Here is a 15,678-nt window from a genome sequence, read left to right as displayed (position 1 = left end):
TACCAAGTGGTGGCCCATCATAAGTAACGATTGATCATAGCAGTACAGTCCTCTCAAAAAATTAACATAACAATTTGATTTAAAACAGTTTAACCAAGTAAAATTAATCCGTGTTCTAGCCCCACAAAACGCAATAAAAACGTTTTTATGTGAATCTGGCGATAAGTTAGTCAGCGGAGTAGCGTGCAAGTGAATTGTCAGTCTGCGGCTTCGATGACGTGTTCGGCGTGCACTACATGGCGTTGAGGAGTCAGCCACCGCAGCGCAGTTGATGGCTGAACATGCGGCGATCATGTCTGAACGTGTCAGCGCCTTCCGCTTAGACGAAATGGCCAGCGCCGAGCCGCAAGCGAGATTAAACCGGTTATCGACGCAGTTGGTTTAATATTTGATGGTGTGCGGGTCTTAAAGCGCCCTGAAATATTTGAGCGCGTTGTTGGAGTAGGTAAAAATCTTGAGGATGCATGAGATGTTCGTGCAATCACATACTCAGTAAAGCGTAGCCCTGATTTTGTAGCGTCGTCATCGTGGTTAATGCGGAAGGCGTATGGATCACTGAGTTCGCGATCCACTGAGGCTGATAATGGTGCCAGGCAAGCGCCTGATCGCACACAGTGACTTTGACGCCCTGCTGCTCTAAGGCTGAAATCAGAGCAAGATTGGGGTTATCTGCACCGAAAAGTTGACGAAAACGATCATTTTTCAGCATCGCTGATGTCGCTTCACCATTCACCGCAACGACAAAGTTTAACGCCTGAACTGGCACACCGGCTGCCACATAGGTATTCACCACTTGCGCCACATTTTCCAGCGCCGGATTAACCTGACTCAGTTTTTCTGCACCTCGACTGACTTTAAAAACCACTTTATTACTCAGCGCGCTGCTGGGCTGGAATGCGCTGCTGGCGTCAAAATGTACTTTACCGTAACCAGAGATAGCGGGGGTGATCCAATGGATGCCGGGATCGGGAAGCGAGGAACGGGCTAAAGGTGTAGAGGGCGTTTTACTTTGAATGAGTAAGGCACCACATACACCACCTGCGATGGCAACAACGGCGCTAATCATCATTGAGCGCATCTCAACTCCTTCGCGATATCGTGAATAATGACCTGCCAAGTATGGCATGAAATTTTTATTCAGGTCGGACGCTTTGTTATCAACGATATTTATTCAGACCAGTCTTCCTTTTCCATCAGCCCAACCATTGCGCCTTTATGCGCTTCGACCCGACGTATGTAGCGCATCACCGTCTGAGTTTGCGTCCAGGTACCTTCCTGCATGATCTGCGCAATCGAAATCCCTTTTCTGGCCATATCCTGTGCGGCACCTACGCGCGCGCTGTGACCGCTCCAGCTGGAGTACCGGCCTTTATTAGTTTTCAGGGATGACTTTTCACCTGCCTGCCGGGTGGCCCGACGCCAGATATCTTCGAGGCAAGGCGCACTCATCGGCACAGTAGCAGTATTGGTGACTTTATTAGAGCGATGGATGGGGCAGAACAGGATGGCATCGGGTTCACTGGCCAGACCCGCTGCGTGTATCCATTCCATCAAGCGTTCAGACGAACGAGCACTGAGTGCCTTAACCATCCCCCCCGACTGCAGAATGGTTTTCGTCCAGCCAACATCGAGGATGATGCGTCCATCAGCTGCACGGGAGATGTCGCGCACCCGCAGACGCGATAATTCACTCATGCGCAGAAGCGTGCCGTATGCCACGTGCATAAAGGCAAGATCACGCAGCTGCTGGAGTCGGGAAGAGTGCTGCCAGGCGGCATCAAGACGATTCAGATCGGGCCGACAAAAAGGGACCGCCTGGCCGGTGCGTTCACCCAAGACGACCGCTGTACGATTTATCTTCTTTCTGGAGCGCACAACATCAGGTGACACCGTCGGAGGGACCAGTCCTGCGTTACGGTGTAACATCGCAATCAGCGCGGCGTGCACCGAAATGGTTGAGGTTGCCCGACCAATGGCCTGCAGGTGGAAAAGATAATCCTGCAAATCCTCCGGTGTCATGGGCAGGAACGAACGCCGGTTTTCCTGTGACCAGCGCCAACAGATCCGCATTACGCTCAACAGCTGCCGCCAAGTGTTTGGCGAGAATGCGTCACGATGGCGAACGAAGGCCTCCAGTTTTCTGGTGAGTTCATCATCAGGGGTTCCACCAGCGGTTAAACCGGTAAAAACAGAGAGATCGTTCATATTTGCTCAGTTTTCGCCCATTAATTGAATGGCAACGCTACGTGAATTCTGTGGGAACAGCAGGGTAGATTCCCTGCAAATTTTACGTAGCGCTGCCGTATTTTTAACCGCCAGTATGGGCAGTTGTTTAGCGGGTCGTCATCAGGAATGCCACCGCTGTGTATAAATGGTCGTTAAGGTCAGGATCCAGCCCGGATCCGCATGATACAAGGGTTTTGAGGGCTTGTCTGCCCTTATATAATGATAATTATATAAGGTTAGGGGTTTGGGTAAGAGTTTGATCTGGAGGGGTGGGTGGGGAGCCGTCAGCATTCGTATAAACACAATTATATGAAGTTATCGTTATGAGACATGATCTTTTAGTAGCAGGGAGATGATGAGCAAGAAGCAAACTGATAGGGGCTTAATCATTTAAGGTTAGACTTATAGTCATCAAACTAACCGCTGCAGGTCGTGTTCGCTATGATGACTTGCCAGGTATAATTAATTTAAAAAAGGCACCACGATGTGCTATTTGTTTAAGACTACACATAAGTGACAACAAGAATACAAATTGATATTTAACAATAGGTTAGATCGATTTATGTGCATTCTTATAATTATGGATGGGGAGATTGACGGGACGGAATATACCTGTTAAAAAGTATACTAGTAATAGTTCAGTCACCTAATCAAGATTTATTATATTTAAAATCAACGATTAGAGTTTTATTATAAGCTTTCAGCTTTATTTAGAGGGACCTATGTTTGACCAATCCTTTAACAGCAGAACATTATCTAAATGCTTATTACCCATTGATTTCAGTAAATGGAAAACACTACAAAGTGAAGATCATCGAAGAGATATCATACTTTTATCTCAAAAACGTGCTGATGACGGATTTCTAGGATTAGATTTAACATGCTCTATAGTTAAAGGTAAATCAGTATATAGTATAGATAGTCTTGCAGATATATTGGTAATGAGGAAAATACAAAAGAACATACATAGATTTAATAAAGTCAAGTCAAGTAGTCGGGTTCAACTCATAGATGGCCTGAGAATATTATTATCTGAAAATATAAAGTATAGAATTTATAGATTAGATATTAAGTCTTTTTATGAATCCTTCAGTAATGACTTCATAAATTTAAAGATAGATGAATTAAATAAAATAAGTCATACCACAAGCGTCTTACTGAAACAACTTGTTTTTTTACATCACTTTAGTGGTGGGAAAGGTTTGCCTCGTGGACTACCAATAAGCTCTCTATTATCCGAATTATTCATGAGCGATTTTGATAAAAAAACAAAAAATAATAATAATATTTTTTTCTATGGCAGATATGTTGATGACATAATTATATTAACTGATGGCAGTGAAGACAAAAAAGAGTTTACTAGAAAACTTGCAAGTTACCTCCCTTCAGGCATGAGTTTCAACTATGGAAAAAAATATTTAGTGAGCAATACAATTAATAAATTTAATAAACCAGAAGTTGGTGAGTCCAATATTTTATTCGAGTTTGAATATTTAGGGTATGATTTCAAGATAAATAATGAAATTTTTGAATGTAAAATCAGAGGAACAACTAGGAAAGTATCTCTTGATATATCAAAATCAAAAGTTAAGAAGATAAAAACAAGAATTGTGCGTTCTATCATGTCTTTTAATAATGACAATAATTTCGACCTTCTTTGTGATAGATTGAGATTCCTTACAACAAACTTTAGCATTGTCGATAAAAATAAAGAATTAAAGCGTCTATCAGGGCTTCATTATAATTATCATTTGATAGATCCTAATCACTCTTGTAGTCTTTTAGAGTTGAACTCGTTTTTAAAAAAATCAATCCTTTCCTCTGAAGGGAAAATTTTCTCAGTCTTCAACTTTAAAACTACGCAAAGGCAAAAGCATAGATTACTACAGTTTTGCTTTATTCGCGGACATATGAAATGTACATTTTTCCATTACTCATTCCCTAATATGGCAAAAATACAAGGATGCTGGAAATATGTTTAATCAAAAGAAAATAAAAATAAATAAAAATGATTATAACAGAGCATTGGTAACTGAAACTACGCCATTTGAAACCCCTATAATATTTTCAAATGATGGTTTTTACACAAATGCAAATAATAAAGATAAATTTTCAACTTTGTGGAACTCTATTTTTTCTAAATTAATCGAAGGGAGTAAGAAACCTAAATTTACTATACCTTATAATTACAAGATCAAAAAAAATGATGGAGGGTTCAGAAAGCTATCCCTGCCTCACCCATTAGCGCAATTTGAAATGAAAGAATTTTATAGAATATACGGAAGAATAATTAATTATTACTGTTCTAAAAGCAAGTTTTCAATCAGAGCACCAGTAAGAATCGCGAGCACTTATTATCATCGCAATCCTTTTGAAGATAGAAGTAGTTATAAGAAAAGTAAAGTTGCAACTATTAAAGAGGAAAATCTATCAAAGCATTCATCCTCATATTTCGGGTATAATGGTTATGATAGAATTTACAAATTCTACTCGTCTTCTGAGTTTATTTTGTTAGAGTCAAACTTTCCTAACTTACATACTCTCGATGTTACGCGATGCTTTGATAGCATATACACGCATACTATAGCTTGGGCCACAAAAAACAAAGATTTCACCAAGAAAATGCTTGGGAAAGGATACTCTTCATTTGGGGAAGCATTTGACAAGCTAATGCAAAGAGCAAACTATAATGAAACTAACGGGCTAATTATTGGGCCAGAAATAAGTAGAGTATTCGCAGAAATAATATTCCAACGAATAGACTCAAATGTTGAAAACAAGCTATCACTATTAGAAGAGCCACTAATTGAATCTAAGGACTATAAAGTTAGAAGATATGTGGATGATATTTTTATCTTTGCTAAGTCAGAATCTATTGCTAAGAATATTCATGACATTTATGCTGATGAGCTCAGTCATTATAATATGCATATTAATATCGCTAAGGTTAACTTAAGTTCCAGGCCATTTTTAACTGGGAAATCAAAAGTTATCTTATCAGTAAGCAATATTTTGAACGACTTTATTGATAAGTTTTTAGAGCCTGATGATCTCAACAAATTAGTTCCAAAAAAAATTTTCAAACCATACAATTTGATCAATGCTTTCATTGAGCGAGTTAAGATATCATGCCACGACAACAGTGTTTCATATGATGAATCATCTTCATACATAATATCTTCCATTTTCGAAAGAATAAAAAGATTGACAAAAAACAAAGATTCTTATGAAGAAAAAGACATGTACCACACATTTGTTGTTCTCTTCTCTGTAAGTTTTTTCTTTTATAAAGTTTCACCCTCAATGCCCTCATCTTATAAACTATCATCGATGATAACAGTCATTAGTGAAACATCGAAAAATCTAACGCCAAATTATACAAAATCATTCAGGGAAAACATTTTCACAGAAGTGATCGAGTATTTGAGTTTTTCATCTGGTAACAACGATATGATAGGCGCCATAGACTTAGAAAACTTAAACATCCTGTGTTCAATTTGCGATCTTGATGATGGGAATTTTGTTCCTGAAAATTTAATTGAGACAATGTTTAATAAACATAAGTCATATTATTCAATAATAGTATTTTTTTACTTAACTAAGGATAGCATAAGGTACAAGATTACGCGGGCTAGTGTAATTCAGCATCTTGAACATGAGTTTTCAGATTTTTCAGATATATTATCATCTTCAGAGAAAGCACATCTCTTCTTAGATTTAATGTCTTGCCCTTTTATCGATACTGACTTAAAGATATCATGGTTGAAGAAAATCACTTCATTTTTACAAATTGGCGCTCCAAACAAATTGGAAATTAATGTTTTCCTAAATGAATGCTCTGAAAACCCTTGGTTTGTCAAGTGGGGAAACATTGATCTGCTAAATATGCTTGAGAAAAAACAGTTGAAAAAAACATATTAGATTGTTAGTTTATTTTTTGAAACAATCAATACTCCCTCGACGCCGTCAGGCGAGATACTCATTAAGCAAATCATTGATTTCTTTCTGAGAGCAGAAATGCACACACTAAGGGATGAGATTGTTTCTTCTTACTGTGTAAATTTAACATAATTAGCATGATCTGCCGTAGCTCCAAAAATAAAACCACGGCATGCCAATCATAAACTAAATCAATCCCCCCCTCCCAACACCCTCAACGCGTGGCTAAAAAAGTCCCGCCGCCCAAAATTCCCTGATTTCAGCGCCAGCGCTAACGGCTTACTGGCCGTGTGAAAGAGGGCAGGAACCCCAGGATCAATCTCTTCCCCAACTTGCAGCGAATGCAGGTTCAGCGCGCTAACCACCGCGCCGGAAGTCTCTCCGCCACCCACCACCAGCCGCTGAATGCCTTGTTCATGAACCAGTTTTCTGGCCGCTTCGCCAAACAACGCGTCCAGCTGTTGGGAAATATTCTCCTGGCCGTATTGCTGCTGTGCCTGCTTCACACTCTCAGGATCGCCCGAAGAGTAGACGAGCGGGAGTGACTCTTGATGCCCGCAAATAAACGCCACCACCTCATCGGCATTCACGCGGCCGTTCATCACATCCTGAATATCCAGCGCCAGCACGGGATACTGCTTTTGGTGTTCCTCAATCTGGCCACGGGTGGCGCCCGAACAACTCCCAACTAAAATCGCTGTTGGCCCTTGCACAACAGGGTAATCCTGCATGCCCCCTTTAGCCTTGCCCGCTTGGATAAAATTATGCGGCAAAGCCATAGCAATGCCCGATCCGCCACTGATAAGCGGTGCTTGCGCGGCCGATATGCCGATAATGGTCAGATCATGATCGCTTATGGCATCCACCACCACCAGCTGTGCCGCTTCGGATGCATCGGCATGCAAAGCACTACGCAGGCTTTCACTCCCTTTAACCACCTGCTGCCAGCTGATATGGCGCACCGGCGTCTCAGCCTGACGTGAAAGCAGACGTCGGACATCGGCATCTTTCATCGGTGTCACTGGGTGATGCTCCATCCCGGACTCATTGAGAGGGCGGTCGTTAACAAAAAGGTTACCCTGGTATAGCGTGCGCCCCATTGCCGGAAAGGCCGGGCAGACTATCACCCGCTTCGCCTTCAGTCGCTTCGTTAAGGCATCCAGAACCGGTCCGATATTGCCTTTATCGGTTGAATCGAAGGTTGAGCAGTATTTAAAAACGATTTGCTGGCATCCCTGATCCAGCAACCATTCGCAGGCAGCAAGGGACTGTTCAACCGCTACCGCAGCGGGTAATGAACGTGATTTCAACGCAATCACACCTGCTTCAACTTCAGGTCGCGCGGGCTGCACAGGTACGCCGAGATACTGGGTGGTACTCAGCCCACCTTCTCCGGGTAACCCTTTGGACAGGGTAACGGCGATATCGCTGGCACCGGTAAAATCGTCGGCGATCACTCCTATCAGCATGATGGGCCCTCCAGCGCAGCGCGCAGTTTGTTAACCGCCGCGTGAGGAGCAGTCAGAACGGATACATTCACACGCTCTCGCACAGCCGCAGCGGCACGAGAAGTGGAAAAGTGCGCCAGCATAATGGCATCACAATGGGAAAGTTTGGGTGCGGCCACTGCCACTAACCGGTTGTGGCTGGAAACATCCCCTTTGCGCAGCAAATCAATGGCGTCCGGGACCAGCACCGTTTCCAACGTAGCCTGGGATCCCGTCAGTTCAGCATAACGTTCAAACTCCTCGCACATGGTAACCAAAGAAGGGCCAAAGGTTGCCAGCATGCCGATGCGTTTACCCTGCTGCAACGCGGCTTCAAACATCGCTTCGTTAGGTTTCAACACCGGGATGGGCAGAGTGGCGGCAAGTTGATCAATCGCCGGACCAAATGCGGAACAGGTCACCAGGATGCCCTGCGCATCCATGGAATAGCCGTATTGTCCCAGTGCGACAAAACGGTCGCTTAAAAGTGGGGAGAGTTGCTCCTCTTTGGCACGGTCAATCGTTAAACCATCATCCAGCAGGTTCACTGTCTCGGCTTCGGGCCACAGATCGTTGAACGCTTCATGTATCGGGGTCATCGCCACTGGGGTGGCATGCAGTAAAACTATGCGTGGGCTCATCACTGTCTCCGTTATCAGCCGTAAGAGTTCTGTTTTACAGCACACCATATCGAATAGAAAAATAAAATGTAAGGGCTTACATTTATCCTTATTGAGTGATGTTGATCACATAAATAATTTGAGTATCTGGCAGGATAATAACAGACCACATTCACCTGAATGTTATTTTTGAAATCGCTTACTTTTTTATGACTGAGAACGCAAAATGACTACTCGTGGAGAGACCACCGCTATTAACATCGCCAGTGTGCCTGAAGCTCAGACACGTCCAGTCAGTACCGTTCCTCGTCATTTCAGGGACTTACTGGCACTGGAAGACTTCGAACGTCATGCCCGCAAGCGTTTACCCAATATGATTTATCAGTACGTTAAGGGAGGCGTTGAGACCGGAAGGGGGCTTGCAGCGGCTTATGAAGCCTACCAACAGTATGTCTTTGTGCCGCGCATGTTCCGTGATGTGTCGGGCCGGGATCAACGAGTCAATCTGCTGGGACAAGACTGGGCTCATCCCTTTGGCGTGGCACCGCTTGGCGGCGCCTCCTTCGTCAGCTATCGCGCTGACCTGATGCTGGCCAAAGCAGCCCGCGCGATGAATGTGCCCATGATCCTGAGTGCCTCATCCCTCATCCCATTGGAAGAGGTGATTGCGGCAAACCCTGATGCCTGGTTCCAGGCCTATCTGGCGGGCGATCAGCCGCGCATCGATCGTTTAGTCGAACGCGTCGAGCGAGCAGGGTACAAAACCCTGGTCGTGACGGGAGATACGCCGATGCTGGGCAACCGGGAGCACAACACCCGCAGTGGTTTCAGCATGCCCATCAAAATTACCCCCAAAGTGATGTGGCAGAGCGCGATGAGTCCACGCTGGCTGCTGGGTACTGTCGCGCAGACTTTCCTGCGCCATGGCGCTCCCCACTTTGAAAACACCGATGCTGAACGTGGCCCACCCATGATGTCCAGCAAGGTGCGTAACACCAATGCGCGCGATCAGCTGAGCTGGAAGCACGTTGAAGCCATTCGCAAAAAGTGGAAAGGAAATCTGGTGATTAAGGGGCTGATGTCTCCCGAAGATGCGTTCATAGCGCGTGATCTCGGCGCAGATGCGGTGATCCTGTCAAATCACGGTGGCCGACAACTCGATTATACCGTTCCGCCACTGCATACATTGCCGGAAATCGCAGCCGCAAAAGGGGAGATGAAAGTCATTATCGACAGCGGTATCCGTCGCGGTACCGACGTGATGAAGGCCATGGCGCTGGGTGCAGACTTCGTGTTCCTCGGCCGACCGTTCCTCTACGGTTCTGTGATTGGTGCCCAGGCAGGAATTGAGCATGCGATGCACATTCTGCGTGATGAAATCGACCGCGATCTGGCGCTTATCGGCGTAACGCGTCCGGGTCAACTTGATGCCACGCTGCTGCGCCGTGCGCCCTATTTTGCCAAAGAGGATTGAGCATGGAGTTAACCCTTTACAGCGCGCTGGCATTGAGTGCGCCCTTTAATACGCTGGTCAGACACTGGCAGGATGCTCATCCTGAGACGCAACTGACGTTTCGCTGGCATCCCAGTACGATCATTGAAAAAGAGCTGAACGCAGGCGAGCAGGCTGATGTGGTTATCGCCACGGTCGAAACACTCGACAGGCTGATTGAATCGGGTTTGGCTGCTAAAGATGATCGGATAGAGGTGGTAGATTCACCCATCGGTATCGCTGTTCTGGCGGGAACACCGCACCCTGACATCAGTACGCGAGAAAGGTTAATTGATACCCTGCTGGCAGCACGTTCGGTTTCATGGTCGGAAGCCGGGGCCAGCGGCGTGTGGTTCAGCCATGTGCTGAAACAACTCAATATCGATGCTGAATTGCGTGCCCGTGGTACCGTCATTCCTGCCGGCTTTACCGCAGAGCAACTGGTCAATGGCCATGCAGATTTGGCGGTACAGCAGCTCAGTGAATTGCTGATGGTATCCGGTGTTGAGATTGTCGGCGCGTTGCCACCTGAAACGCAGCAGCCGGTGTCTATCTCAGCGTCCGTGCTGAACAAGACGACACACAGCGAGCCCGCGCGCGAATTTCTGGCATGGCTGAAAACACCGCAAGTCACCGATATCTTCAGCCAGTTTGGCTTAGTGCGCCGTGACTAACGATCCTGACGGGGCACTGACCCCGTACTGCCCCTTACGATAAGTTCCGTCTTAATCACAGTATGCGTCTGCGCTGTCTGGTTGTTCAGTGTGTTCAACAGATAATGCGCAGCGTGCTCACCAATTGACGCCAAATCGACACGCATGGTGGTCAGCGGGTGCTCAAGATGTTCCGCATACTCATAGTCGTTAAAGCCCACTATCGAAATGTCGTTAGGAATGCGCAGGTAGCGTTCGCTTGCTGCGCGCATCGCGCCAAACGCCAGCAGGTCATTACCGCAGATAATGGCGGTGGGTGGCTGTGGCCCGTCGAGCAGACGAAATACGGCTTTACGCGCATCGTTCATGGAAAAAGCATTATCAATCAGATGCGTATCAGCCAGTTCAAGCCCATGCTGCTGCAACGCGCGACGGGTGCCTTTCAGTCGCTCTGAGACACGATCGTTGGAGGGGGGCGTACCCACAATCACGGCAAAGCGTTGGTGTCCCAGCCCCAGCAGGTGGTTAGCCAGCGTTTCTGCCGCTCCTTCACTGTCATAACCCACACTCGGCTTGTCGCGGTCTTGTGAAAAGGTCTGCACGCAGGCGATGTCCTGCTGCGTGATGCGCTCCCATAGCCTGGGATGGTGGGTATTCCCCACCAGCATTAACCCATCTATCCCGTACTCAATCAGCTTGTTGACTTCCTTCAGTTCGGTGTCTGGGTCGAAATTGGAGTTGGCCAGTAGCAGCGTGTACCCCGCTTCGTGGATCAGTTGCTGAAAGGCGGCCAGCGGTCGGGAAAAGGTTTCAGTAGCGAGCGTAGGGACCACCGCGCCTATGGTCATGCTGCGGCGCGATGCAAGGGTTCGCGCCGCACGGTTGATAACGTACCCCAACTCCTCGCAGGCCTTCTCCACCGCTTCCCGGCGTGCCGCTTTTACCGTGGAGCTACCATTCAGTACCCGCGATACCGTCGCTGTGGATACTCCTGAGAGACGCGCGACATCTTCCAGTGATACGCGACCGGTTCCATTTTGCTTCTCACTCATCAAGTCACTCCTGCTGAAAAAAGTGAGCTTGTCCACAGTTTTGGCAGACAACTCACGATCAATTTTGAAAGCGCTTACTTTTGGCTTGACTGTATTTTGTAATCGCTTACTTTTGAAAACATGTTATCAGCTTGAGGACGCCTGCTCACGATTTATTAACCAAATCATGACCTGCATCCCCAAATTTTAACCGCAACGCTGGCTGCTGCAGGCCGCAACGCCGCAGAACCTCTGTTACCCATAAATAAATCATAAAGGAATTCACCATGCGCAGATATCCACGAATTCGCTGGCTGATGATCGTGTTCTGCTTCTTCGCCATTGCTATCAACTACATTGACCGCATCAATCTCGCAATTGCTGCACCTCACATCAAGGCCGATCTGGGATTAGATGACACCAGTATGGGGCTCATTCTTGGCGCCTTTTTCTGGACCTATGCCTTGATGCAGATCCCGGCGGGAAGATTGATTGACCGTCTGGGTGCACGTGCGGGCCTCGCACTGGCAGTGGGTTGGTGGTCACTCTTCACGGTATTCACCTCATTCGGTAAAGGCTTCACCTCTCTGTTTGCTGCGCGCCTAGCGCTCGGCATCGGTGAAGCAGGCGGCAACCCGGGCTGCGTGAAAGTGGTTTACAGCTGGTTCCCGAAAAAACAGCGTGCGACCGCCAGCGGCATCTTCGATGCAGGCCCGCGCGCCGGAAGCGCACTGGCATTGCCGCTGGTTGCCTGGCTGATCAGCACGTGGGACTGGGAAACCTCCTTTGTCGTCACCGGTGCATTAGGACTGGTCTGGGTAGCGATCTGGCTGGTGTTCTATCGCGATCCGGAAGAGAAGAAAGGACTGGATGAGACGGAGCGTCAGAATCTGCTCGAGGATCGCGCTGCGCCGGTCACGCAGGAAAACGCTAAAGTCGAACTCTGGTCACTGTTCCGCCACCGTAACGTGTGGGGAATGATGATCGGCTTTTTCTGCATGAACTTTGCGACCTACTTCTTCGTCACCTGGTTCCCGACCTATCTCACCGTCGCCCACGGTTTCTCGCTGAAAGAACTGGGTACGCTGGGCGCGATCCCAGCGCTGATGGGAATTCCCGGTAGCCTGTTAGGGGGCGTCATCTCAGATGCTCTGTACCGTAAAGGTTTCAGCCTCACGGCTGCACGTAAAACCTGCCTGGTGGCCGGCATGCTGCTCTCGTCCGTCATCGCCTTTGCGGCCTTCACCGACAGCATCGCCGTGATCCTGACGCTGTTCTCCATCACTTATGCCGGTCTGGCATTCACAGCAGCCAACATCTGGACGCTGCCAGCTGATGTCGCGCCTGCCAGTAACTATGTGGCCACGCTGGGCGGCATCCAGAACTTCGCTGGCAATCTCGCCGGGATTGTCACGGCATCATTTACCGGACTGATGCTGAGCCTCAGCCACGGATCTTTTGTGGTGCCTTTACTGGTCGCTGGTGCCATCTGTGTGCTCGGCGCGCTGACGTTTATGTTCGTGCTGGGCAAGCTGGAGCCGCTGCCCGTCAGCGTGCGCCGTGAATCGAATGTTATTGCCACTGCTAACGATTGAGGAGAGGGAAAATGCAAAACGAACAGGCTTTACGGGAAGAGATCTGCCAGGTGGGAGCCGACCTGTTTACCCGGGGCTACACCACCGGAACCGCGGGCAACATCAGTGCGCGACTGGAAGATGGCTGGCTGATCACTCCCACCGATGCGTGTCTGGGCCACCTTGAACCGGCGCGTATCGCCAAGGTGAATCGAGACGGCGAGTGGGTATCGGGTGATAAACCCTCCAAAACGCTGCTGCTGCATCGACAGATTTATGACCGTAATCCGGATGCGCAAGGCGTGGTCCATACGCACTCAACGCATCTGGTCCAGTTGACGCTGGCAGGTGTCTGGCAGCAAGACAGCATCTTGCCGCCACTAACGCCCTATCAGGTCATGAAAGTCGGGCGCATCCCACTGATTGAATATCGTCGTCCGGGTCATGCAGACGTCGCGGAACAGGTCGCCGGACTGGCCAATGAGGTTCGCGGTGTGATGCTTGAACGCCTGGGGCCGGTGATCTGGGGCGCGTCCGTCTCGGCGGCCAGTTTCTCGCTGGAGGAACTGGAAGAAACGGCGCGCTTATGGCTGAACTGCGCCATCAAACCGGCCGCGCTGCCAGAAGCGGCAGTGCATGAACTTTGTGAGCACTTCAAGACGCACTGGTAAGCGTTACTCTGTACCCTACAAAAAAGAGAAAAGAACATGAAAAAAACAGTTATCGCGGCGGGGATGATGGTGTTCGCAGCCGCAGCCATGGCAAAGGATACGGCTTTTGTTTACGTCTCAAACGGCGACAGCGGGACGGTGACAGCCTACACGCTGGATAAAGCAAAGCACCAGCTGAAGCCTATCGGTGAATATCCCACTGGGCTGAAAAGTATGCCTATGGTGGTGTCGAAAGATAAAAAGACGCTGTACATATCGGTGCGGAGTCAGCCTTACCATGTTGCCGGCTGGCATATTCAGCCGGACGGATCGCTGACCCATTTTGCCGATACCTCGCTGCCCGAAGCGATGGCGTACATTGCCTTGGATAAGACAGGGCGTTTTCTCCTTTCCTCCTCTTATGGCGGTGACCTCTTCAGCATTAATCGCCTTGCTGCAGACGGTAAGGTCGAAAGCGCTCCCGTTCAGGTGGTGCATACCGGCAAGCGCGCCCATTCGATTCAGACCGACCCCAGCAACCAGTACCTGTTTGTGCCGTTACTCGGCGCCGATCAGCTCTTGCAGTATCGTTTCGACAGCGCCACCGGGAAAGTCACGCCCAATACTCCTCCATTTATCAATATCCAGCACGAGGCGGCAACCGGGCCGCGCCACTTTGCATTTGCCCCGGCAGTGGATGCAAAAGGGGAGCAGAACATGTATCTGCTGACGGAGATGGCAGGGAATATCTCGCGCCTGACGCTGAACCAGGATGGCACCATGACTGAACGCGACGTAACGCCTTCACTGGATCCGGCCATTGCCCGAAATATGCAGCGTGGTGAAGCAAGACCGCTGACCGGAGATGATGATTTACCCAAGTCTGAGAAGCCACGGTTGTGGCAGGCCGATATTCACATCACTCCGAACGGTCGCTTCCTGTATTCAACGGAAAGAACCAGCAGTTCTTTGACGGCATTTAACGTATCACCGACGGACGGAAAATTGACGTTGATTAACAGTATTAAAACCGAGACTCAGCCACGCGGTTTTGCCATTGATAACTCCGGTCATTATTTGATCGAGTCAGGACAGAAGTCTTCGCAAATATCACTTTACGCCATTGATCAACAGAGCGGAAAACTCAACTTAATTGAACGAGTACCCACCGGTAAGGGAGCAAACTGGATCACCATTGTGGAATAACATCTTGTTATTACCTGTGCATTATTTAATGCCGTTTTTTTCAGAGTCTGATTACGTAAAAAAGGAGTCGTCATGTCCAGCATTCAAAAGATGCTCAATAAAACTTTATTATGCTCTGTATTACTGGGAGCAGCCTTTCAATCACAGGCTGCTGAAAAAGTAGTCGCCACCGATCTTGAACCTCTTCACCATGTCATTCTTGAAAATAAATATGTCACCGTCATGCGCGTATTAATTCAGCCGGGACAGTCGACACTCTTTCATGAGCAGCATCTGGACTACGTGAACACGCATATAGAGGGAAGCCCGGTTAAAATTGAATATCCTGATAAGCCTGTCAACAATACCGAGATGAAAACCGGTAACGTGAAGTTTGGCGACCATCAGGGCAAGTCAGACACCGATAAAGTGACCAATACCGGCAGTACGGTGAATCATCAGGTCGCTTTTGAAATTAACATTCCGGGTCCGCAACATTTTGGCGGTGCCACACGCCCGGCAAGTGAAGCTTTCCAGCAGGTGCTGGATAAGAAAACCGTCAAAGGCTGGAAAGTCACCCTGAAACCGGGCCAGAGCACGGGAGAGTATACCCAGCACGGTCCCGGCGTACGCGTCTTCTTCACCGAAGGACGTGTACTCATCGCCGATCGTGCCCATACCAACCGGGTGAAAGAACTCTGGGTACATCCAGGTGATGTGTTTTTAACCGAGCCTGGAAAAACCGAGATTACGGCGGCCAGTGCGGACAATATTGTTTTTAATGATTACGAACTGTTATAGCACTGTTTGTATTTTGTAAA

Annotated in this window: 13 protein-coding genes; 8 read left to right on the top strand and 5 right to left on the bottom strand. The window is 48.1% G+C overall.

The window, feature by feature from the left end; genetic code table 11:
- Window positions 1-481: 481 nt before the first annotated feature.
- Together ACPUC8_RS10245 and ACPUC8_RS10240 are read right to left on the bottom strand one after the other, a co-directional pair.
- The gene (locus ACPUC8_RS10245; RefSeq protein ID WP_494926150.1) at window positions 482-1,078 is read right to left on the bottom strand and encodes a DsrE family protein; all 597 of its coding nucleotides are present in this window, start codon (window positions 1,076-1,078) and stop codon (window positions 482-484) included.
- Window positions 1,079-1,167: 89 nt separating this feature from the next.
- Window positions 1,168-2,205 carry a tyrosine-type recombinase/integrase gene (locus tag ACPUC8_RS10240; protein ID WP_494926149.1) on the bottom strand — a complete coding sequence of 346 codons (1,038 nt, stop codon included), beginning with the start codon at window positions 2,203-2,205 and terminating at the stop codon, window positions 1,168-1,170.
- 743 nt (window positions 2,206-2,948) lie between these two features.
- Between ACPUC8_RS10240 and drt3a the strand changes: the two genes are divergently transcribed.
- Window positions 2,949-4,208, top strand: coding sequence for an antiviral reverse transcriptase Drt3a (drt3a, locus tag ACPUC8_RS10235; RefSeq protein ID WP_494926148.1), 1,260 nt, complete (start codon window positions 2,949-2,951; stop codon window positions 4,206-4,208).
- Window positions 4,201-6,147, top strand: coding sequence for an antiviral reverse transcriptase Drt3b (drt3b, locus tag ACPUC8_RS10230; RefSeq protein WP_494926147.1), 1,947 nt, complete (start codon window positions 4,201-4,203; stop codon window positions 6,145-6,147). Before drt3a ends, drt3b begins: the two co-directional genes overlap by 8 nt.
- 209 nt (window positions 6,148-6,356) lie before the next feature.
- On the opposite strand, the gene otnK is transcribed toward drt3b, so the two are convergent.
- A complete protein-coding gene (gene otnK, locus ACPUC8_RS10225; RefSeq protein WP_494926146.1) occupies window positions 6,357-7,634 on the bottom strand; it encodes a 3-oxo-tetronate kinase in 1,278 nt (425 codons plus the stop codon).
- A complete protein-coding gene (locus tag ACPUC8_RS10220; protein WP_494926145.1) occupies window positions 7,628-8,293 on the bottom strand; it encodes an aspartate/glutamate racemase family protein in 666 nt (221 codons plus the stop codon). Before ACPUC8_RS10220 ends, otnK begins: the two co-directional genes overlap by 7 nt.
- Window positions 8,294-8,498: 205 nt before the next feature.
- Here ACPUC8_RS10220 and ACPUC8_RS10215 point away from each other — a divergent pair, with 205 nt between their 5' ends.
- Both ACPUC8_RS10215 and ACPUC8_RS10210 read left to right on the top strand, forming a co-directional pair.
- Window positions 8,499-9,746, top strand: a complete 1,248-nt coding sequence (locus ACPUC8_RS10215; RefSeq protein WP_494926144.1) for an alpha-hydroxy acid oxidase — start codon at window positions 8,499-8,501, stop codon at window positions 9,744-9,746.
- 2 nt (window positions 9,747-9,748) lie between these two features.
- A complete protein-coding gene (locus tag ACPUC8_RS10210; RefSeq protein WP_494926143.1) occupies window positions 9,749-10,438 on the top strand; it encodes a substrate-binding domain-containing protein in 690 nt (229 codons plus the stop codon).
- Here ACPUC8_RS10210 and ACPUC8_RS10205 read toward each other — a convergent pair.
- A complete protein-coding gene (locus ACPUC8_RS10205) occupies window positions 10,435-11,469 on the bottom strand; it encodes a LacI family DNA-binding transcriptional regulator (protein ID WP_283227511.1) in 1,035 nt (344 codons plus the stop codon). The genes ACPUC8_RS10210 and ACPUC8_RS10205 overlap by 4 nt on opposite strands.
- Before the next feature lie 266 nt (window positions 11,470-11,735).
- Between ACPUC8_RS10205 and ACPUC8_RS10200 the strand changes: the two genes are divergently transcribed.
- The 4 genes from ACPUC8_RS10200 to ACPUC8_RS10185 all read left to right on the top strand — a co-directional run bounded on the left by ACPUC8_RS10200 (window position 11,736) and on the right by ACPUC8_RS10185 (window position 15,658).
- Complete coding sequence (locus ACPUC8_RS10200; protein WP_283227510.1) at window positions 11,736-13,043, top strand: MFS transporter; 1,308 nt, start codon at window positions 11,736-11,738, stop codon at window positions 13,041-13,043.
- A gap of 11 nt (window positions 13,044-13,054) precedes the next feature.
- The gene (otnC, locus tag ACPUC8_RS10195; protein WP_494926142.1) at window positions 13,055-13,693 is read left to right on the top strand and encodes a 3-oxo-tetronate 4-phosphate decarboxylase; all 639 of its coding nucleotides are present in this window, start codon (window positions 13,055-13,057) and stop codon (window positions 13,691-13,693) included.
- Between the two features lie 36 nt (window positions 13,694-13,729).
- A complete protein-coding gene (locus ACPUC8_RS10190; RefSeq protein ID WP_494926141.1) occupies window positions 13,730-14,878 on the top strand; it encodes a lactonase family protein in 1,149 nt (382 codons plus the stop codon).
- Window positions 14,879-14,950: 72 nt separating this feature from the next.
- Window positions 14,951-15,658: a hypothetical protein gene (locus tag ACPUC8_RS10185; RefSeq protein ID WP_494926140.1), complete on the top strand. Its 708-nt coding sequence runs from the start codon at window positions 14,951-14,953 to the stop codon at window positions 15,656-15,658.
- Window positions 15,659-15,678: the final 20 nt, after the last annotated feature.

It is taken from the genome of Pantoea sp. CFCC18177, from assembly GCF_059412425.1.
Note: the sequence above shows the minus strand (reverse complement) of the source record. Positions and strands in the feature narration are given on the sequence as shown.